Raw genomic sequence first — 21,198 nt, 5'->3', positions numbered from 1 at the left:
AGGCCTCGGCACGACAGCACGCGGCAGGTGCCGTCGACGGTTCCATGCCCCGCAGCAAGGCGAATAAGCCGCGCGACGCAGCCCGCATGCCGACGCCATTGGCCTTGCACGCCCGACGAACGAGTCCAGATACGCTCGCATGCGCCGCGCCGGCGACGACGGCGACGGCGACGTTGGCGTCGGCGACGTCGGCGAACAGTCATCGAAACAGCGCCTAGCCGATTTCCGGATGCTGGTTGTCGAGCTTGTTGCCGAACGCCAACCGAGGCCGGCATTCCGTCGCGTACGGCATTACAATTTCCACCAGCACCGGCCGGGTCGAGGCCGTCACCCTATCGATCGCCTTTTCCAGCTCGGCCGGCGTGCTGACCGTCGTGCCGGCGATACCGTATGCCCGAGCGAGATCGACAAAGGACGGGCAGCTATATCCCTGCTTCGTCGACGTGTTCCTGCCGTCGAAATACATGTCCTGGAAATTCTTGACCATTCCCAGCGAATAGTTGTTCATCACGATGACGGCCACGTCGAGCTGGAGCCGGTTCAGCGTATCGAGCTCCTGAATGTTGATCTGCAGACTGCCGTCGCCCGTGATCACGACGGTTTTGCCGATTGCGCTACACGCGATACCGAGCGCCGCCGGCAGCGCGAAACCCATCGCGCCCATGCCGCCGCTGTAGTGGGCGGCTTGCATGTTGCCGAGGCGAAGGCCCTGGGCGGCCCACATCTGATGATTGCCGACGTCGCACACATAGTGAACGGCTTTGCCGGCCATCGCCTTGTTCAGCAGCGCGAATACGGCGCCGGGGCTGATGTCCCAGTCCGGATATTCGTTGCGGGCGTACCTCGTTCTCAGGGCCATGAGTCTTTCGACCCAATCCGGCCGGGCGGCAGCGAATGTATCGAGGCCGACAGGGAAGGATCGAAAGAAAGATTCCGCGTCACAGCACAAGGTCTGCGCGGTCTTGATCCGATTGTTCAACTGCGCAGCGTCGATGTCGATCTGAACGACACGTGCATTGCGCGCGAAATCGTCGGTGTCCGCGCCAGTCTGGCGCACGTCGAGGCGCGCCCCGATCGCGATCAGCAGGTCGCAGTTTTGCACGGCCCAGTTCGCTTCCCGATTGCCGTACGCGCCAATCATATTGAAGTAGTGCGCGTCGACGACCACACGCTCGTGTCCCATCAAAGTGCTGACGTAGGGTATCCTCGCGCGCTCCAATGCCGCGATCCATGCGGGCATCGACGGCGCCCAGCGCGCGCCGCCCCCGAAGCAGACGAGCGGCCGCTCGGCTGTCCGGCACAGGTCGCGCATGGCGTCGATGTCGCGCATGCAGGGCGCATGCCGGTCGAGCACGGCCAATGGCTTGTCCAGCCATTGACCGACGACCGCATCCGGAATCTCCTTGCGCTGCACGTCATTCGGAATGTCGATCAGTACCGGGCCCTGCCGGCCGGACAGCGCGATCGACAATGCGCCGTGCAGTTGCGGCAGCAGTTCGCTCGCATCCCTCACCTGGACCGCATGCTTGGTAATCGAACTGACCATCGGCACGATGTCGAGCTCCTGGAAGCCCTGCTGCCGTATCGCCCGATCGCCCTTCAGTTCATGAGTATTGACCTGCCCGGTGATGAACATGCAAGGCACGGAATCCAGCCAGCAACTGCCGATGCCCGTGATCAGGTTAGTCGTCCCGGGACCGCTGGTGCCCAATGCAACGGCGACTTTCCTGCCCATGTGGCAGCGCGCGACGCCTTCCGCCGCAAAGGCCGCGGCTTGCTCATGATGCATCGATACGATGTTGAAGCGCCCGTTTTGCGAGAAACTGTCCAGCAGATGCGTGATCATTCCGCCAACCAGCTCGAAGCAATGTTGGACGTCGTGCGCGGCGAGGAACCTGGCAATGGCGTCTGATGCTTTCATCGTGGATCGCTTTTTTCGATCTGCAGGAGAACGACGGATAAAGTTGCGCGCACTCGTCAGAAGTGCGGAGCAGCAATTCAGATGCCTTCTCCGGCGACATCGTAATAGCGATTGCTGGCAGAATCCAGGGGATATTGACGGGCTTTTCCGGAAGCCCGTTGGCCCTATCGAAGAAGGCGGGTCGCCGGCAAACCAGCGCGTTGATCGTTCAGCAATCGTCAACGGCCATGGGTATCGACACCGCCCCCGAACCTTCGCTCACCATATAAGTTGCAATCTTCTTGCCTCACTATGCGCGTTCTTCACACGTCCGATTGGCATCTGGGCCAGAGTTTCATGGGAAAAAGCCGTCAAGCGGAGCATCAAGCGCTCATTGACTGGCTCATGGTTCAGGTCGAGGACCACGCCGTCGATGCGGTCGTCATCGCCGGCGATATCTTCGATACGGGCACACCGCCCAGCTATGCGCGCGAACTCTACAGCCAGCTCGTCGTGCGCCTGCATGAAGCCGGCGTCGCGCTGCTGCTGCTCGGCGGCAACCACGACTCCGTCGCCACGTTGCGGGAAAGCAGCGCCTTGCTTGAACGCCTCTCGGCGAGCGTCGTCCCGTCCGCCGACGCCCCACAAGACCAGATCCGCATCCTCCCGAAGCGCGGCGCCGATGCCGGCCGCATGCCCGGATGCGTCGTCTGCGCGATTCCGTTCATCCGCGCACGCGACGTGATGCGCAGCGAATCCGGACAAAGCGCCGAGGACAAGCAGCAACTGTTGTTGCGTTCGATCCAGTCCTACTACCGAGCCACGTTCGAAGCCGCGAGCGCGCTCCGCGACAAGCTCTCGCAGGAAACCGGGCGACGCTTGCCGTTGATCGCGACGGGCCATCTCACGACGGTCGGCGCAAGCGCGACCGAATCGGTTCGCGAGATCTACGTCGGCACGCTCGATGCGTTTCCGACCACGGCATTTCCTCCGGTCGACTATCTGGCGCTCGGGCATATCCATCGGCCGCAGAAAGTGGGCGGGCTCGAACACATCCGCTACAGCGGCTCGCCCATCGCGCTCAGCTTCGACGAAGCCTCGCAGCAAAAGGAAGTGTTGCTCGTGGACCTTGACGAGTCGGGCCTCCGGGCCGTCACGCCGTTGCCCGTGCCCGCATTCCAGCGTCTCGTTTCGTTGCTCGGTAATCTGAAGTCGCTCGCCGATGCGTTCCCGCGCATCGCGCAGAACGCGACACCCGAGCACCCGGCGTGGCTGGAGGTGACGGTCGCCGAAGACGACTACCTGTCCGACCTTCCGGCAAGAATTCAAGCGCTCGCCGAGAACCTGCCGCTGGAGGTGCTGCGCATCCGCCGCGATCGCGGCAATGCGGCGGCGCAATTGACGGCGGATGCCGGGGTCACGCTCGACGAACTCGATCCGCACGACGTGTTCGCCCGACGGCTGGAACAGGAGGATCTCCCCGAGAATTTGCGCCAGTCGCTCACCGAGCGCTACCGGACGATCGTCGCGGCCACCACGGAGGACGCCGCATGAAGATCCGCAGTCTGCGTCTCAAAAACCTCAATTCGCTGAAGGGCGAGTGGCGCATCGATTTCACGAAACCCCCGTTCTCCGACAACGGGCTGTTCGCGATCGTCGGCCCGACCGGCGCCGGCAAATCGACGCTGCTCGATGCGATCTGCCTCGCGCTCTATCACGAGACGCCGCGGATCAAGACAGTGTCCGCGTCGGTCAACGACATCATGACGCGCCACACCGCCGATTGCCTCGCGGAAGTGGAATTCGAGGTGAAGGGCGAGGTCTACCGCGCGTTCTGGAGCCAGCGCCGCGCACGCGACAAAGTCGACGGCGCACTCCAGCAGCCCAAAGTCGAACTGGCGAAAGGCGACGGCACGATCCTGGCGAATCAGATCAGCGAGAAGCTCAAGCGCGTGACCGAGATCACCCGTCTCGACTTTCCGCGCTTCACACGCTCGATGCTGCTCGCGCAAGGCGGCTTCGCCGCATTCCTGAACGCGAACGCCAACGATCGCGCGGAGCTTCTGGAAGAACTGACGGGCACCGAAATTTACAGCGAGATTTCGCGTCGCGTCTACGAACGGGCCGGCGCGGCCAGCGAACTGCTGAAGAACCTGCGCGTGCAGGCGAACGGCATGGACCTGCTGACAACCGAGCAACGCGAAACGATGCAGCAGGAGATCGCATCCCTCGCGGCGCAGCTCGGCACGCTGGCCGGCCAGTTGAAGACACTCCGCGCCCATCGGCAATGGCGCGTGGACATGGCCCAGGCGGAAGGAGCCATTCAGGCCGCACAGGCAGGGCTCGCGAAGGCCCGCGCCGCATTCGACGCGGCAGCCGGCGATCTGGCGCGACTCGCCGCGAGCGAGCCCGCCGAAACACTGCGCCCGCTCTACGACGCACTGCAGAGCGCGGAAGCCGCTTGCAAAAAGACCGAGACGGAACTGGCGGAGCGCCGTTGCGACCGGGTCGCCCAAGCGGCAACGCAGTACCGCGAGCACGGGATTGCCGTGCAGCTGGCCGAGCGCACCAGCGCGGATGCGCAACGGCAACTGGAAACGCTCGATTCCGAAAAGCGTCAGCTCGACGAGCGATGCGCGTCGAATCGGCACCATGCGACGCTTGGGGAGCGAATCGGCGTCTGGCGTCAGCAGTTCGACCATCGCCAGCAAACCGCCGACGCGATTCAGGGCCGCGAGAAGGCCGGCAGCGAACTGGACGGCAAACTCGCGGACGAGCGCGGAAAAAGCGCGACGCAAGTCGCGGCGGTGGAACGGGCCGAGCAAGCGAAGTCGGAGGCGAACACACGGCTCCGGGCACTGCATGCCGCACAAGAACAGCGTCTGGCCGGCAGCACGCTGGTCGATGGGCGCCAGCGCTGGCAAGCGGCTCAGCGCAATCTCGTCGCGTGGCAAAAGCTGGAAGAGCTGGCGAATCGACAGCGCGCGTATGCGAGCGAACAGAATTCGTTGGTCGAAAGCCTGAAGCGGATCGAAGCGGAGATGGCCGAGCACGAACCCCGGCTGAACGCTCTGCAAGCCGAAAACGGCAAGCTGAACGAGCAGGCAGCGGACAAACAGAAGCTGCTTGAACAGGAACAGATCATCCGCAGCCTCGCGGAACACCGCGAACGGCTGCAACCCGGCGAAGCGTGTCCGCTTTGCGGTTCGCTCGAACACCCGGCGATCGAGGCTTATGGCGCCATTGACGTTTCGGCGACCGCCAACGCGTTGCGCGCGCTGAAGGCGGCAATACAGGCGTCCGACCAGCAAATGCGCAGCGCTTCGGAAAGCTTGGCGGCTCGTCGCGCGACATACCAGCAGCAACAGGCACGGAACGAGCGTCTGCTGACGGAGATCGAACAGGGCCAGCGCAACTGGGACGAACTGGCCGCATCGATGGAGTCGGACCAGCCGCTCGATCGCACCGACTGGTCGCTTCCCGAACGGCTCGCGGAACGCAGGGAATTGGCCGAAGGTGCCGCAGCGGCGCTGAAGCAAACGCTGGATGCCGCCGAGCAAGCCGAAGACGAACTGAATGGCGCGCGCAAGGTCGATGCCGAGCGTGCGGAGGCGCTGCAAACGGCCCGCGCCGCGCATGCGTTGCTGGAGCAGGCCATTCAGGGGATGAACGAACGCCAGGCTGAAATCCGACGGGAGCTTGCCGACTTGCGGGCCGCGCTGACGCGTGACGAAGGCGCACTTCTGGCATCGATTCGCGAAGCGGAATTCGAGCAAGCCGAACTGCCCGCAAACGCCGATACATGGTTGCGCTCGCGCGAAGACGAGTGGCGGGAATGGCAACGCATGCAACAGCGGCTGCAAACGCTGTCGGAGGCGCGTGTCCGGCAGCAGGCGCAGTGCGATGCGGCTCTCGCCCGATTGGAGACGTGGCGGGAGCGGCATCGCAAGCTCGAACAAAAACGAACGGATGCAACGGACGCGACAGACGCCACGGACGCCGATGCGATCGTCGACTTCTCCGCGATCGATGATCCGGCACACGCGTTGTCGGCATGCGTGGACAGAATCGAATCGTTCACGCATGCGCTGGCATCGCTCGACGGCCGCATCACGCAGCTCGATGGCCTTCAGACACAGCAACGCGCGACCCTGGCCGAGGCTGCCGCAACATGGCAAACGGCGCTTGCGACGAGTCCGCTTCCCGACCTGCCGGCATTTCTTGCCGCGTTGCTGCCGGCCGACGAGCGCAAGCGTCTGCAGACCCTGAAGCAGCAATGCGAACAGGGCAAACAGACGGCAAGCGCACTGCTGCAATCCGCGCATGAAAAGCTCGCGAGCGTGCAGTCTCAGCCGACACGATCCGAGGCGACGCTCGACGAGCTAACGACGCAAATCGAGTCGCTGGACGCGCAAACCGCGTCGATCAACGGGCAACTCGGCGGCAAGCGCGGACTGCTGACGCGCGATGACGAATTGCGCCGCAGCCAGCAGGCGCTTTTCGCGCAAATCGAAGCGCAAGCGAAGGAGACCGACGTCTGGCAGCGTCTCGATTCGCTGATCGGCTCCGCCAAGGGCGACAAATTCAGGAAATTTGCCCAGGGATTGACGCTCGACCACCTTCTGACGCTTGCGAACCGGCATCTCGACCGCCTGCATGCGCGCTATCTGCTGAGGCGCAAATCGACGGGCGAACTCGAGCTGGAGATCGTCGACCGATGGCAGGCCGATGCGACGCGCGACACGCGCACCCTGTCGGGCGGCGAGAGCTTCCTTGTCAGTCTTGCGCTCGCGCTGGCGCTATCCGATCTCGTGAGTCACAAGACATCGATCGACTCGCTGTTCCTGGATGAAGGATTCGGCACGCTCGATGGCGACACGCTGGAGATTGCCCTCAATGCACTCGACGCACTCAACGCGAGTGGCAAGATGATTGGCGTCATCAGTCACGTCGATGGACTCAAGGATCGCATTGCCACTCAAATCAGGGTCGAGAAAGGTGGAGGCATTGGGCATTCGCGCCTTGTCATTTAAGCGACAGTCTGATCGATACGGCTGAACTTAACGGCATCGATTGCGAAGCCTGCCCGTTACCGTAAGTGGGTGACTGTGCCCGGCGCTTCAGGGGGCTGCTCCAAGCGTCGATTGGATCGACAGCTATTACAATAGACAGCACATGCACACTTCGATCCACTACCTCACCCTCGCCGAATACGAAACCTTACGTATCGCTGCGCGAGACGCCGCACGTGAAAACGAGGCCGGGTCACGTCGCCCCGGTATTCACCTCCGCGTGCTGAACGCATATCATGCTCGCATCTGCAGACACCGGCACGTCGCCTCTAACGGACTGGGCGGCACGCTCGCCCTGCGCGCCGCAGCACACAGGAATCCTCGATGCATACCAAGCGTTCCCGGACAGGACTCGTCGCCGCACTGCTCTGGGCGATGCTGTATCTCGCGACCGGCTATATCTCGCATACGTTCAACGGTCCCGTCCGGCTGACGGGCTACATCTGGTTGCCGGCCGGTGTCACGATCGGCGCGTTCATGCTGCGCCCCGTGCGCGAATGGCCGAAGCTGGCCGCCGCGTTCCTGGCCGCGCAGCTCGCGCTGACGGGTATCGAGCACGGCAACCTGTTCAACGCGGCGCTGTTCACGATCGACGAGGTCGGCGCGGCCGCGCTCGCGGTAGGGTTCGTGCGGCGCATCCGTTTCTCGCTCGAAGGCCTGTATTTCCTGCGCTCGGTGATCCTGGCCGGCGTGATCGCGGGCGTGCTCGGCGCGATCGGCGGAGCGGCCTGGTACGCGGTCGTCAAGGGCGCGTCGTTCATCGACGTCGGCCTCGTGTGGGCCGCGTCCGATTTCGTCGGCGTGCTGCTGGTCACGCCGGTGCTCGCGTCATGGTCGCGCTTCCGCGCGCACCGCTCGGGCGATCACGAGCGCTTCGACCTGATTCTCGGCATCGGCGCGTTCGTGCTGGTCGTGATCGGCGCCTTCGCGATCTTCGATGGCGACAGCGCGTCGAAATTCGGCATCGGCGCCGGCTTCGCGATGACCTACATCCCGCTGTTCCTGACCGTCGCGGCGACGCTGTTGCTGGGCGGCCGCGCAGGCTCATCGTCGGTGCTCGCGCTCGCGCTGATCGTGATCATGCAGACCGCGCAGGGCGACGGCCCGTTCGCATCGCTCGACGCGCATCACGGCCGCTCGCTGCTCGAGGCCCAGCTCTATCTCGCGGTTGCGTCGCTGCTGGTGCTGACGGTGAGTACGCTGAAAACGACCAGAGAACGCGTGCACGAACACGCGGCGGTGCTGCAGAACAACATGGAACTCGCGCTCGCGAGCGCCGGCCAGATCGCGTACGTGCTCGATCCGCAATCCGGGCGAATCGACTGGAGCGGGGACGTCGAGCGCGTATTCGGCGTCGGCGTCGGCGTCGGCGTCGGCGCCGCGCAGATCGCGAGCGTGTCGCTCGTGCTCGAACGCGTGCACCCCGGCGACCGCGACGCGCTGCGCGACTACTGGCGCGCCGAGATCGCGGGCGAGGAGCGCGCGTCGCTATCGCTGCGCGTCGTGCAGCGCGACGGCGGGACGCAGACGATCACCGACCACGGCGCGCCGCTGCTCGACTCGAACGTCGACGTGACGGTCGTCGCGGGCGTCTGGCAGATCGAGCGCGTGTGGCAGGCGGACGAATGAGCGAGCGGGCGCCATGACCGGCCAAACAGGCATTCTGCTGATCCACGGGCTCGGCGGGACGCAGTACGATCTCGGCTCGCTGCACAAGGCGATGCGCCGAGCGGGCGGCAATACGCACATGATCACGCTGCCGGGGCACGGCACGCGCCCCGAGGATCTCGTCGGCGTGCGCGCGGAAGCGTGGCTCGACGCGGTCGCCGAGCAGTATCGCGCGCTCGAGGGCGAGTACGAGACCCTGCATGTCGCGGGCATGTGCATGGGCGCACTCGTCGCGCTGCTGCTGTGTCAGCGCGTGCGGCATGCGCGCGGACGGCTCGCGTTGCTGGCTACGCCGATGTTCATCGACGGCTGGTCGACCCCCTGGTACCGATCGCTCAGACATCTGCTGTATCGCGTGCCGGGCGTGTCGGAGCGGCTGCGCGTCGACGAGGGCGAGCCGTTCGGCATCAAGAATCCGACGATTCGTGCGATCGTGAAGAAGAAGTTCGAGCGTCAGGACAATTTCCACTACCCATGGGTGCCGCTTGCGTGCATTCGCCAGGTCGACCGGATGCGAGACTGGGCGCACGCAGCCGCAGCCGACACGCAATGCCCGACGCTCGTGCTGCATGCGCGCGAGGACGAGCTGACGAGCCTGCGCTCGGCCGACTTCCTGCTGAAGCACTTGCCCGACGCGCGCGGGATCGTGCTGGAGAACAGCTACCACATGATCTGCGCGGACAACGATCGCGACGAAGTCGCCCGGCAGGTTCTGACGTTTTTCGGCTTCGATCCGTCGCATGCGGTGAGTCCGGCGATGGCGCGCAGGATGGGGCGGGTCGATCCGTGAACGCGAATGGGCCCCGTTACTATCTTCCCGCCGGGATAATCGGGGCTTGGCCAGCCAGGCCCGGTATGATTCCAGCCCCCAGTCGCCCATGGCATTGTCACGTTGACGAGGGTGCCGGCTAAGATGGCATGATGAAAAAGTCGAAATCGCTTTACCACGGCCACCGGTTTCCGGCGTCGATCATCAGCCACGCGGTGCGTTGGTATTCTCAGCTTCCAGCTGAGCCTTCGCGACATCGAGAAGCTGCTGTTCGAGCGTGGCGTGACTGTCAGCCATGAAACGATTCGCCGCTGGTGCAACAAGTTCGGCGCTGGCAGCCTCAAAGTTCGCTCCCCCGCTTTCTCGGCGCACCCCGCGCGACGCGGCGCCGTTCTGTCAGAACTCATAGCCGACCTGGGCGCGGACCCCTGCGTCGCCCATCGACGTGGCGGAGACTGCGCCATTCACCAGCCACTTGCCGTCGCGCGAACGGTAGGTCGCACCGGCAGCCATCGCGCCGCCCCCCTTGTAGGTGGCGCCGCCTGCCGCAACGATCGTCTTGCCCGGGCCGGACGGCATCATGTTAGGCATCGCCATCGCGGCTGCGATCCCCGCGTACGCGCTCATCGCGACTTGGTTGATCGCGCGGTTCGTGTCGTCAAAACGCTGGTTCATCGTATTGCTCAGCGACTGAACCGAACTGTCGGTGTACCGGTTCGCCGACGCGAGTGCATGGTTCACCTGCCGCAGGTTCGCCGCATCGGTGGGCGCCATGCCGGCGGCGACGTTGGTGATCTGCCGCTCGCCGCCCGCCGCGCCAACCGACACGCTGTTCGCGCGGTCCGCGACCGAATCCGCGCCGAGCGCCACGCTGTTATCGGCCGAAGCGACCGCATTGGCACCGCTTGCCGTCGAATTGCTGCCGCTGGCGACGATGTGGGCCCCCGACGCCGTGGGAAACGTGCCGCTGGCCTGTGCGGTTTCCTGGCTCTCGCGATTGGCGCCCTGGCCATCGAACATGCCATTGTTGGCCGGATTGCCGTTATCGGGGCTGCCACCGCTTTCCAGCGTGCTCACACGCTGATCCAGATTGCCCAACGCATCTCCCACGTTGTTGAAGCTTGTGCCGCTCGCGAAGGTGTATGAGGGGCCATTCCACACGCCGTTCGCGCTGATGGTCGCACCACCTCCCAACGCCTCGGCCGACGATTGATAGGCGCCATACAGCTGGCCGCCGTTGACGGCGTCCGTGCTGGCGGCCGTTACGCTCCCGGCTTTCACGTTGGTCAGCGTGGTACCGTCCGAACCGGCGAGTTCGACAGTGCTCTTGTCGGTGTCGCCGTAAGTGACCGCGTTGCTGGAACCGTCCTCCTTCATCATGCCCGCATTCTTCAGTTGCCCGAGGTTGACTGCATCCGAATTTTCCGTGCCGTCAGCGACGTTCTTCAGTTGCACGGCGCTGCCGCCGCTGTTGAACGTTATGCTGCTCTTGCCGGCATTGTCGTACCGAACGGCGCTGGCCTGCAGCGCACCCAAGGCGGTATTGGTCGCATTCAATTGCTTGCCGGTTACCGCCTCGGTGCTCGTATCGGACAGCGTGGCCTCTTTCACGCCGGAAAGCGCGCGCACGCCATCCGTGCCCGACACGTCGATGGACGCGCCGCCCGTTGCAGCCGCCACGGTGATGACCTTGGTATCAGCATCCTGCTGCGCCGGGCCTACCTCGCCGTTGCTGATGTTGCTGATCTGGTCGGTGATGCTGGTGATCGCGTCCGTGTTCGACGTCGTTCGGCCGTCGAGATTAGCCAGCGCATCGCCCACGTTGTTCATCTCCGTACCGCCCACCGTGTACGAGGGGGCCGTGATCTTATCGTTCACATCCACTATGGCCCCACCGCCCAACGCTTTGGCCATCGCCAGTGCGTTCGCGGACGCCAGCGTGCTGGCCGCTGCGATATCCGTCGTGTTCTGGTCCGTCATGCTCTTCACCGCCCGCAACTGGCCGAAGGTGGCTGCATCATCGTCGCTCGTGCCTTCAGCAATACCAGTCAGCCGGCGAGTACGCATTTCACCTTCAGTATTCTGACTGGCAAAGTCGACCTCAGCGCCGCCTGTTTCCTTCGCCACCCTGATGACGCCCGTCTCGGCGTCCTCTTGCACGAGACCCGCCTCACCGTTGCTGATGTTGGCAATCTCGTGGATGATATCCGTGGCCGTATCATGCAGCCAATTGTCCCATTCGCTGCCCATCTTGTCGTCTGATTGCCCGATTGCCACCGGCGGAGGATCGCGCGGATCGCCGTCAACGCCGCGCAAATACTCATCGCGTGCATTCATATATTTATCAACGATTTTTCGGCGCTCGTCTTCGAGAATATAATCTGGAAAGTTAAGAATTCGATATAACTCCTTTGTTGGTTTTTTCATCTCATCAGAATCGCCGTCGCTCCGCCCAATTCCATAAATAGGCGATGCATATGCGATACTTAAAAAAGAGCTCATCGCAATACATGTGACTACCGATATAATTCGACATGAAACGCCTCGCACGGCTCCCAAATAAGCCCTCCTTTCCAGAGAAGATATATCGTCAAAATAATTCATCACACGGCGCGCAGCAAGCCGCTCCATATACCTCCAAGTCCATTCCAAAATTCTCATTCAAATCACCTTGCGAAAATTATCCTCCGTACGACATATGTTCTTTTATTTCCTGTAATCTCGGAAACGATTGGCAATATTGATCTGCAAAACTTCAAGATGCCGACGGTCCAGCCCTCAAACCGTGAAATGCACGAGGCCCACGATTGCTATGCCTATTATTTCGCACGACATGCGCAGCCGAATCGGGCAAACACCTGATTTAATGGGAAAGCGATCCTATGCCACACTGAATCGCCACCGGTTTTGGTGGGAGCTCCAACTCCTGAGTAAATGAAGTCACGAGCAAGAAGCAAAGCAAGTTTTCCCGGAAGTCCGAGAGCGTGCAGTGCGCCTGATCCGGAAGCAGCGCAGTGAGTTGTACCGCCCCAGTGAAAACCTGCTCACGTCATAACTGGACAAAACGACGATGAGCACAAGGATGGACGGCGAAAGGCAAGAGCGCGTTGGTGCCGGACATCATCCAAGGCAAGACGACGGTGGCAGTAGCCAGCCGAACGTACGACTTGTCACCTTCCGAGGTTGAGAACTGGGTCGAAGACGGCAAGCGCGGCATGGAGAACGCGTTGCGGGCGAATCCATTCATCGATCGAAACAGTTCATTCTTACCTGCTCGCCACCGTCAGGTCTACATGCATTGCGTGTTATCGGCCACGACGGAGGTTCCCTCGGTTTTTCGCCTTCCAACGGTCCCGAGTTATGCAGCGGCGTCCTTGGTCTGCTGAGCTTTGATCCAGTCTCGAAGGAACCGCCCTGGAGAAACAGAGCCGAGCGACGAATGACGACGACTGCGGTTGTAAAACACTTCGATGTATTCGAACAGGTCGGCCTTCGCGTCCTGATGCGTCCGGTAGCGCGTGGCGTGAATCCATGTTTCGAGTTGACCGTGTACTCAACCTCAGCAAGCTGGAGGTGGCGTTTTGAAGCCTGGCTAGCGCTGCCCAGGTAGACGCCTGGCCCGAACCCTCCACCGACAAATGTGTCCTCCGCATCAATGGCGGACGACTCAATCAGCTCCTTCAGCAACATGAGTTCGATAAACTTGGCAGGGCTGGCAACAACTGCGTCCAGCATGCTCTGAGCGTCCAGCTTCGGACGAAGACCAACCGCGTGGTGAACCCGAGGATGTTCTGCCGCAAATGTGAGAGCGATCAACACGGAATGCCGATGAACCCCGGCGACGATACTACGGTTCAATGCTTGCACTGCATGCTGGAGACCCCGATATCTGGCTGGATGAAATTGACTGATCGGGTGAGGACGGAAGCCGAGCGGCGCATCAGGAGCGACGAGTGGAAGGGTGCCGAGAAGCGTATGCGCAAGGGCCGACGTTAGGGTGCCAATTCGGCCCGAGGGCTATGATCGCGGCTCTACGACGCAGCCAACACCTGTTGTTTGGTCGGATGGCATTGACACGCATTGAAACGCGCCGCCGTGGTTGAACGAGGAAACCGGCTGTCCGACGGACGGGTCATCATCGCCCCTCATGAGGCCGAGGGTCGCAAGGAAGTCCGTGTTGGCTTTCTCGTCTAGGCCAGGGTTCAGCATAGTATTGACTACGCCCACCGCGCCGATAAAGCGCATGAGGTTGATGGGATCGGATCGGTCGCCGACCACTGTTATTTTCGTCACGCCGCCCTTGCTGTCGATGGACAGGCGGATGCCCAGCTTGCTTTTGAATCGCCCATTCGCCAAATCCAGCTTCTTCATTTCGGCTACCCCGCGCTGAAACTGGGTGTCGCTGAGTACCACCGCAACTCCGTCTTTCGTCTTGCTCATCCGCTTAATGGTGTCGTCGCCGTTAGCCTGCGCGAGTTCGTCATACAGCTTTCGAAACGTCTCCGGGCTAAGGGTCGCCCACACATCAACTGATGCGGCTTGGGCACTGACGGGCGCATTTGCCAAGGGGCTAGGATCGGATACCGGCGAGGCCGATTGCGCGCTCGGCGGCGCAGCGGTCGTCCCCTCAGATTGGCCGCACGCATTCAGCGCGGCGATTGCCGCTAAGGTCAATATAAGCGTCCTCATGATTCCCCGTAAATTGGTTGCGCAGCCACATACCTTACAATTTGCACACATTATACGATTCATGGAATATCTGTGAAGTCACTTCTGTTGCCGCTCGCCGCAGTTACCGTGTGCGCGGTTGTCTTGTTGTACGCATTCTTCGACCGGTCGCATGCTGGACAGGTCGCGCAACGAGCGTACGAGAACTGCCTACGCCTTGGCGGCACCGAATCTGTATGCCGGCAAATCGGTCAATACGAGCACGACCACTACCGTCGCTAGTGGCGATGTAGAAGTCCCGCTGTAAATTTCGGAGCATTTGCAGTCTTCGAGCGCGCAAGACCACAACATCACGGGCAGATACTATGAGTACCACAAACGACAGTGAAGGGGCGGCTGTGCCCGCCGAAGGCAATTGCACGTTGCCAACCGTTCCACTCATCGAGAATGTCCGCAAAACGGTGCTAGGTCGCTCGGAGCGCGACGAGCAGGAAATCATCGAATACTACGAATGGCAGTCGAACAAGACCGACGATCATGAGCCTATTCGAGTCCGCCATCTTGAGAGGATCAAGACGGAGGTCGTCTTTGGACGAAAGCACGTCGTGTGGGATGTCCATGCTACGGACGGGCGTTGGTGGGTGATTACGAACCCCACGAATCTCTACTCGCAGACTGAGTTTCCGAGCCTCGACTATTTGATCTCGTTTCATGTCGGGCTAATGGCTCGAATCGCTGCGCGTGACCAACGCAAGGCCGGGTCTTCGAACCAAAGCCGGTTCGCCGCGGCCTGGCGGCGGTGGGAGCAGGCAGCAGCTACTATGGACCACGCGGCAGAGGCGGAAGACTTCCAAGCCATCGGAATGAAGTGCAGGGAGTGCCTGCTTGCGTTCGTCCGGACAGCGCCCGAGTACGTTGAGATACCGGAGGGCGCGGCGATTCCAAAGCGGGGAAACTTCATGGAATGGGCCGAGATGATTGCTGACTGGGCCGCACCCGGTGCCCATTCGAAAGATATACGCTCGTACCTAAAGCAAGTGTCTGCCTCTGCATGGCAGATGGCGAATTGGCTTACTCACACTTCCAATGCACTCGCCATTGACGCGCAGTTGACCTTGGACGCCACGCACCACGTCCTTGAAGTCTTTTCTTCCGCAGTGATTCGAAAAGAATCCGAGCGGCCCGACCGGTGCCCACAATGTGGCTCGTACCAACTGAGGAGCTTCTACACCCCGGAGCTGGAGGTAGACCCGCCGTACGTGACGGTATGTCAAGCCTGCGAATGGGAGTCTGTACCGACGCCCGACGATGAGACCGAATAGCGAGCCACAATTGAAACGACCACGTTGTAGGCGGCGACAGCATAGCTATGGGGCCTTGCAGGCGACAGGCGAATCAGGCCGTCGTGTCCTCTTTGACGTCGCCGTCTACAATTTTCGTTAGCACGCTGATGACCTTGCCGTGCTCCAAGAATTCGAGAGTGCCAGCGGTGGCAGTTCCCCGAAGTACCATTCCGGCAAACGCTTCGCTGCTATACCTGCCGTCAATATGATTGATCTGGAAGACCGGCGAACCACTGAGTCCATCGAAATCACCGATCTCGGCTACCCGATTTACGCGAATTACGTGCATCTGGTTTCGGGAAGAGCGTCTCTCATATTTCGCGTCCCCCAACATCGACTGCATTTTTATCCGCCTCAGTTCGTATTCCGTTTCGCGCAAATGCGTGGGAAAACCTCGAAATGCGTAATTCGCTGTTGAGTTGTAGATTGTCAAGGCATCTACCGGCTGCAAATCATACGGAAAATAGCCTTGGAACCGAACGGGATCAAGGGTTTGTTCATTTACCAAAAATACGACAATGTCGTATTGGTCACTATCGTCGGCGTCATCGCCATGTATTCGGTACAGCCGTTTCAATGGGATAAAATCTGGACTGTTCGGGTGGTATTGAAATCGAACTTGCGATGCCTCGAAGTCGCGTATGACGTGGGCGGCAGTAAGAACAAAGTGCAGGCCGAGAAAACGAACGATGAACGCCGTACCGCGCAGGGAGTAAGGATAGTCCGGAAAGCCAGTCTCGAATACAACTGGTCGAGTGCATTTGAAGATCGTCATCAACGGCGTTTCGCTCACGGCCTTTGCCCCCTATGCTAAGGCGCGAGGCCAGTCTTAAGGTAATGAACTGACAACGCCTCCCCGCTTGGGCGGTCTTTAGTCGATGCCGGAAGCCACAAGCTCTGCCCGTGGAGCGAGCCGTAGTGCGTCATGCGCAACGAGGGGGCGATGACAACCGTGCTTGAAGAGGGGGCGATTGCGAGCAAGCCGAGATCAAACAAGGTGTGCAAATCGGCACGCAGAAGAAGCCCGTTGCTCATATGGTTGGTCTGCGTGCCCTGATACGGAATAATGTGCGCGGCTTCCAGCACTTCTGTGACGTCGCATGCGGTGATCGCACACCGGCCTTGGTAAGCTCGAAGGAGTTCACGACGAAAGAGAGACTGCCCTTGGCGCATGACGATGGCAGCGAACGTTCGTTTGCGTGCGTCTTCAATGTCATGTGGGTCGAATCCGCCCGACCTCTCCACCTCTTCTCGCGCAATGGTCAAATCTTCGTCTAGCGCCCGGCGGGGCCCAACGACCACAAAGCCCATTCGTTCGAGGAGCCGCTCGACCGTCAATGCGCCGCCGCTGAACTGTTTCCAGTGGAGCGGCCCCAGGTCGGGGAACTGATAACCATGCGCTGCGCCGAAGATCGCTTTCGAATCATAGCGTTTGCCTTCTACCAACAGGAAATAGTCCCGCGCTCTACCAAAGCCGTATTTCTGAAGGAATGCGTCTCGTACAAGTTCGTCAAATTCTTGCACTGCGCGGCGAACCGCATCAGGATCATTTACGTTAGCGAAGGTCATAAGTTCCCCGGTGACACAAAGTTCTACCCGATTTGATACGCGTTACTGGAAATACACGCCCGAGACTCGGTATCGTGACATCGCTTCGACCAGCGGGGCGAGCGGATACGAAAGACCTCCGTAGTTGTCTGCCACGTCACCGGTTACATGACCGGTCAAAGCGTTATGGACCTCAGTGGAGACGCCTGCAAGTCGCGCAAGGTGCTTGAACGTGTGACGGAAAGAGTGGAACACCATTCGCTCATCCGTCACCTTGCAATCTGCCCGAAGGTAACGGCTGAACCACTTCGAAAAATTTCCGCTCTCTTTGCCGTCCACGTCAGGGCGCAGCTTGTGAAAGATTCGCGAGCGCCCCTTGGCCTCTTGGGCGAATTGAACGAATCCCAGACGGATGAGTTCAGTATGTAACGGGACGCGCCGTTCGCTGCTCTCCGTCTTGATCTCCTGTCCCTCGGCTAGATTCCCGGTGATTCGTAATACCCAAGCCTTCTGCTCGGCTCCGTGTCTGTCTGTGTAGTTTTCTTCGTACACGTCCTCGGGGCGCAACTGCGCCAATTCCTCGATGCGTGCGCCGGTGAACAGGGCAAGCAGAGGGAGCCAGTATGCAGCCTCGCCGCCGCCCGCAAGCGGACGATAGCCCTCGGTATAGACGCGGCTACCGAAAATGGCGTTGAGCGCCGCTGTGTTGAACTCGCGCCGTTTGTCCTTGGCTCGCCGCTTGTCAGCTACGCGAATCTTTGCGGCAGGGTTCGAGGACATCCCGAGATCGTTGCCGCAGGCATAGTTGAATATCACGCCGAGCATGGGCAACTTGACGTTGATGTTCGCCGCGCTCTGGCCGTCCGCCAGCAAAGCGTCCTTGAACTGTAAGATGTGCTGCCGGGTGATCTGATGGGTACGCGAGACGCCGACGCGCTTCGCGAAATCTAGCGCGATGCTGCGCGTCCGACTGACCGTCTTCGGCTTCGGTTGCTTTTCCGCCGCCCATTTGTCGATGAGGTCCGATAGCTCGGTTCCTGAACTTACTGAGTGGCGGGCGGTGGCCGGTGCAGGACGCGGTCCTGCCGCATGGCTGTTGAACTCGATAACGCTGCCGTCACCGAACAGGAACGCCCGAAGGGCATTGCGCTGCGCCTCATGTCGCCCAATCGGCTGATACGGCTCCGCCTTGCCCTGCAATATGTCCTCGTGCTCCGCAAGCTGAAGGCGCTGCCGGTCCATGAACACTTCGAGTGCGACTTCGCCCTGCGCCACCGCGTCGTCCCGGGCCTTGCGTAGATACGCCAAGTGCTTACCCGCCGCGTAGTCAACATCGATAGGTTGGGTGCGGCGGGAGGGCGGCTGCGGACCGTTTCCACCGCCTGACCGATCCGCTTCGGAGGGCGATTCGCGCAGTTGTGCGAATTCGCGGTCGAGTCGTACACCTTCCTCGCGTGCCAGTTTCTCGGCTTCGCGTTTATCGGACGTGCGTAGGGAGCGCATGACCTCATTCTTGCCGTCGTAATGGGCAATCAGGTCAAGCGGGATTTTGCGGCGGAAGTAGTAGACGGAACCGCGCTTGGCAAGATGGGTACACATTGGCTCGCTCATGGTCCAAGTGTAACACCCACCTGTGGCAGACCGGCCCGGAGGGCCTTATCTGGCGGGGATTCCAAGCCTGACAAGGCTAAGAGGTCCGCTGGCGGAGAGAGGGGGATTCGAACCCCCGATAGGTTATTAACCTATACACGCTTTCCAGGCGTGCGACTTAAACCACTCATCCATCTCTCCGGGAAGACGGCAAGTATAGCAAACTCCGGGGACAGGCCGCCACCCCCGGGAGAAACCCGACATCAAGGATGCCGGATATAGTCGACGAGCGCGTTCGTATACGCATCCGGCCGCCGATCCAGCAGGCTCGCGACGATCGCCATCGCGAACCCCGCCGGCACGCCGAACACACCGGAGCTGATCGGCTCGATGCCGAACCAGCTCGGCCCCGCGAAGCCCGTGATCTGCGTGAAGAACGGGTATGTCGACACGATGTAGTAGATGCACACGCCGAGCCCCGTCACCATCCCCGCGACCGCGCCGCGCGTCGTCGTGCGCTTCCAGAACACGCCAAGCACGAGCACCGGGAAGAAGCTCGAAGCCGCGAGCGAGAATGCCGCCCCGACGAGAAACAGGATCTTCCCGGTATTCAGCGACGCGACGTACGACGCGAACAGCGCGACGCCGAGCAGCAGCACCTTCGAGATCGTCACGCGCCGCTGGCTCGACGCGTCAGGCGCAACCATGTGGTAGTAGACGTCGTGCGACAGCGCGTTCGCGATCGTCAGCAGCAAGCCGTCCGCCGTCGACAGCGCCGCGGCGAGCGCGCCCGCCGCGACCAGCCCCGACACGACGTACGGCAGCCCCGCGATCTCCGGCGCCGCGAGCACGACGATGTCGGGCTGCATCTGGATCTCGGACCAATGAACAATGCCGTCGCGGAGCTGGTCGACGACGCTGATGAGCCCCGGCTCGAATCTGTGCCATTGCGTGATCCACGCGGGCAGATCGGCAAACGGCCGCCCCACCAGGTTCGTCAGGATCTCGTACTTGATGAGCACCGCGAGCACCGGCACCGTCAAGTAGAACAGCGCGATGAAAAACAGCGTCCAGCCGACCGAGCGGCGTGCGGACGCGACCGACGTCGTCGTGTTGTAGCGCGTCAGGATGTGCGGCAAGCTCGCCGTGCCGAGCGACAGGCACAGCAGCAGCGCGAGGAAGTTCCGTTCGCGCGGTCGGCGGTCGTCATCGCTCGCGGCCGGAAACGGCTCATGCATCGGCACCGGATCAGCCGCGCGCGCGAGCAGATCGTCGCGCATCTGCTCCCACACGACCCGCGCCGCCGCGGGATCGCGCGGAAACTCGGCGAGCTCCCGCTCGCGCTGGTTGATCTCCCGCAGCGGCCCGTTGTGCCGGCGCAGCGCGGCGACTTCGTTCGCGAGCCTCGCATGCGCGTCTTCATACGAGGCCGGCAGCCGATCGAGCCGCGACTGGATCTCGGCCGCCTGTCGGCGATACGCGTCGCGCACCTGCCGTTCCTGCGGCGCGTCGCGCACCTGCGCCTCGAGCGTTTCGACGCGCGACATCAGGTGGCCGTAGTTGAACTGCGGCACGGGCCCGAGGCCGTTCTTCATCGCGATCAGCGAAACCGGCAGCAGGATCGCGATGATCAGAATGATGTACTGCGCGACCTGGGTCCACGTGACCGCGCGCATCCCGCCAAGAAACGAGCAGACGAGGATCCCCGCAAGTCCGCAGAAGATGCCGATCGAGAAGTCGACACCGATGAAGCGCGTCGCGATGAGGCCGATGCCCTGTATCTGCGCGACGAGATAGACGAACGAGCACAGGATCGCGGCGACCGCCGCGAGCGCCCTGACGAGCGTGCTCGAGAAGCGCGTGCCGAGAAAGTCGGGAATCGTATAGCGCGCGAGCTTGCGTACGTACGGCGCGAGCAGGAACGCGACGAGGCAGAAGCCGCCTGTCCAGCCCATCAGGTACGCGAGCGCGTCGTAGCCGGTCGAGTAGAGCGACCCTGCGAGGCCGATGAACGATGCGGCCGAGAGCCAGTCGGCGGCGGTCGCCATCCCGTTGAACGCGGACGGCACGCGCCGCCCGGCAACGTAGTATTCGACGAGATCCGACGTACGCGACAGCAATCCGATCACCGCATAGACCGCGATCGGCACGAACAGGAACACGTAGCCGATCCACACGCCCGGCCCGGTCGCGCGCTCGATCCGCCAGAGCAGCAGCACGAATGCGGCGAAGCCGATCGTATACAGCGCGTACGCCCGAACCAGTCGATTCGTCAGCATCCGTCGGCATCCGTCGGAACGGCGTCGTTATGTTGCGCTTCGTCCGCGTAAGCTTCGTAGTCGCGCCGCAGGGTCCGGTCCGCGCGCTGCATCAGCACGATGTAGACGGCGATCAGCGCGAGGTAGACGAGGATCGCGCCTTGCGCGCCGACGTAGAACGGCAGGCTGAAGCCGGCGAAGCGCAGAGACGCGAGCGCCGGGGCGAAGAGCGGCACGACGAACGATACGGCGAAGCCGATCGTCATCAGCATCGCGATCAGCGCGACGTTGAAACGCCAGTAGCGCGCATGTGCGCGCGCAAGCGTCGCCGGCACGGGCGGCGGTTCGGCGGCATGCGTCGACGTCGAGGAAGAAGGAGCGG

The 21,198-nt window shown here is 61.9% G+C and carries 14 protein-coding genes, 1 tRNA gene and 2 pseudogenes; 7 read left to right on the top strand and 10 right to left on the bottom strand.

The features are described 5' to 3' along the window. Positions 1-214 precede the first annotated feature (214 nt). Positions 215-1,921 (bottom strand): thiamine pyrophosphate-binding protein, encoded by a 1,707-nt coding sequence (locus tag WS62_RS09070; protein ID WP_082720820.1) that lies wholly within the window; start codon positions 1,919-1,921, stop codon positions 215-217. Between the two features lie 291 nt (positions 1,922-2,212). Between WS62_RS09070 and sbcD the strand changes: the two genes are divergently transcribed. From sbcD to WS62_RS33055, 5 genes and pseudogenes are all read left to right on the top strand, one after another. After that, positions 2,213-3,454, top strand: a complete 1,242-nt coding sequence (sbcD, locus tag WS62_RS09065) for an exonuclease subunit SbcD (protein WP_066570321.1) — start codon at positions 2,213-2,215, stop codon at positions 3,452-3,454. Continuing rightward, the gene (gene sbcC / locus WS62_RS09060) at positions 3,451-6,933 is read left to right on the top strand and encodes an exonuclease subunit SbcC (RefSeq protein ID WP_066570319.1); all 3,483 of its coding nucleotides are present in this window, start codon (positions 3,451-3,453) and stop codon (positions 6,931-6,933) included. The genes sbcD and sbcC overlap by 4 nt, the downstream gene beginning before the upstream one ends. A 363-nt stretch (positions 6,934-7,296) precedes the next feature. Continuing rightward, positions 7,297-8,601 (top strand): MASE1 domain-containing protein, encoded by a 1,305-nt coding sequence (locus tag WS62_RS09055; protein WP_066570317.1) that lies wholly within the window; start codon positions 7,297-7,299, stop codon positions 8,599-8,601. A 13-nt stretch (positions 8,602-8,614) separates the two neighbouring features. Further along, complete coding sequence (locus WS62_RS09050; RefSeq protein WP_066570314.1) at positions 8,615-9,430, top strand: alpha/beta hydrolase; 816 nt, start codon at positions 8,615-8,617, stop codon at positions 9,428-9,430. A 131-nt stretch (positions 9,431-9,561) separates the two neighbouring features. Beyond that, positions 9,562-9,736: pseudogene (locus tag WS62_RS33055) on the top strand (IS6 family transposase); the annotation flags it as partial. A 69-nt stretch (positions 9,737-9,805) separates the two neighbouring features. Here WS62_RS33055 and WS62_RS09045 read toward each other — a convergent pair. Continuing rightward, on the bottom strand, positions 9,806-11,836 hold the full coding sequence (locus WS62_RS09045; protein ID WP_197422799.1) for a YadA family autotransporter adhesin: 2,031 nt from the start codon (positions 11,834-11,836) through the stop codon (positions 9,806-9,808). Positions 11,837-12,516: 680 nt separating this feature from the next. Here WS62_RS09045 and WS62_RS37985 point away from each other — a divergent pair. After that, a complete protein-coding gene (locus WS62_RS37985; RefSeq protein ID WP_231748237.1) occupies positions 12,517-12,795 on the top strand; it encodes a hypothetical protein in 279 nt (92 codons plus the stop codon). Here WS62_RS37985 and WS62_RS33045 read toward each other — a convergent pair. Together WS62_RS33045 and WS62_RS09040 are read right to left on the bottom strand one after the other, a co-directional pair. Further along, positions 12,768-12,908 (bottom strand): annotated as a pseudogene (locus WS62_RS33045) (IS3 family transposase); the annotation flags it as partial. The gene WS62_RS37985 and the pseudogene WS62_RS33045 overlap by 28 nt on opposite strands. Before the next feature lie 518 nt (positions 12,909-13,426). Then, on the bottom strand, positions 13,427-14,083 hold the full coding sequence (locus WS62_RS09040) for a hypothetical protein (RefSeq protein WP_156440917.1): 657 nt from the start codon (positions 14,081-14,083) through the stop codon (positions 13,427-13,429). Positions 14,084-14,442: 359 nt separating this feature from the next. Between WS62_RS09040 and WS62_RS09035 the strand changes: the two genes are divergently transcribed. Further along, positions 14,443-15,399, top strand: coding sequence for a hypothetical protein (locus tag WS62_RS09035; protein WP_066570307.1), 957 nt, complete (start codon positions 14,443-14,445; stop codon positions 15,397-15,399). Positions 15,400-15,472: 73 nt separating this feature from the next. On the opposite strand, the gene WS62_RS36130 is transcribed toward WS62_RS09035, so the two are convergent. The 6 genes from WS62_RS36130 to WS62_RS09005 all read right to left on the bottom strand — a co-directional run bounded on the left by WS62_RS36130 (position 15,473) and on the right by WS62_RS09005 (position 21,151). Further along, on the bottom strand, positions 15,473-16,213 hold the full coding sequence (locus WS62_RS36130; protein ID WP_197422798.1) for a hypothetical protein: 741 nt from the start codon (positions 16,211-16,213) through the stop codon (positions 15,473-15,475). A 17-nt stretch (positions 16,214-16,230) separates the two neighbouring features. Then, the gene (locus tag WS62_RS09025) at positions 16,231-16,989 is read right to left on the bottom strand and encodes an HNH endonuclease (RefSeq protein WP_066570302.1); all 759 of its coding nucleotides are present in this window, start codon (positions 16,987-16,989) and stop codon (positions 16,231-16,233) included. Between the two features lie 42 nt (positions 16,990-17,031). Continuing rightward, positions 17,032-18,567 (bottom strand): site-specific integrase, encoded by a 1,536-nt coding sequence (locus WS62_RS09020; RefSeq protein ID WP_197422797.1) that lies wholly within the window; start codon positions 18,565-18,567, stop codon positions 17,032-17,034. Positions 18,568-18,668: 101 nt separating this feature from the next. Then, positions 18,669-18,759, bottom strand: a tRNA-Ser gene (locus WS62_RS09015). A 62-nt stretch (positions 18,760-18,821) separates the two neighbouring features. Continuing rightward, a complete protein-coding gene (locus WS62_RS09010; protein ID WP_066570295.1) occupies positions 18,822-20,837 on the bottom strand; it encodes a VC_2705 family sodium/solute symporter in 2,016 nt (671 codons plus the stop codon). Then, on the bottom strand, positions 20,831-21,151 hold the full coding sequence (locus WS62_RS09005; RefSeq protein WP_197422803.1) for a DUF4212 domain-containing protein: 321 nt from the start codon (positions 21,149-21,151) through the stop codon (positions 20,831-20,833). The genes WS62_RS09010 and WS62_RS09005 overlap by 7 nt, the downstream gene beginning before the upstream one ends. Positions 21,152-21,198 lie beyond the last annotated feature (47 nt).

Source organism: Burkholderia sp. ABCPW 14 (assembly GCF_001523835.1).
Lineage (GTDB): Bacteria > Pseudomonadota > Gammaproteobacteria > Burkholderiales > Burkholderiaceae > Burkholderia > Burkholderia mayonis.
This window is presented reverse-complemented; position numbering and strand designations above follow the sequence as displayed.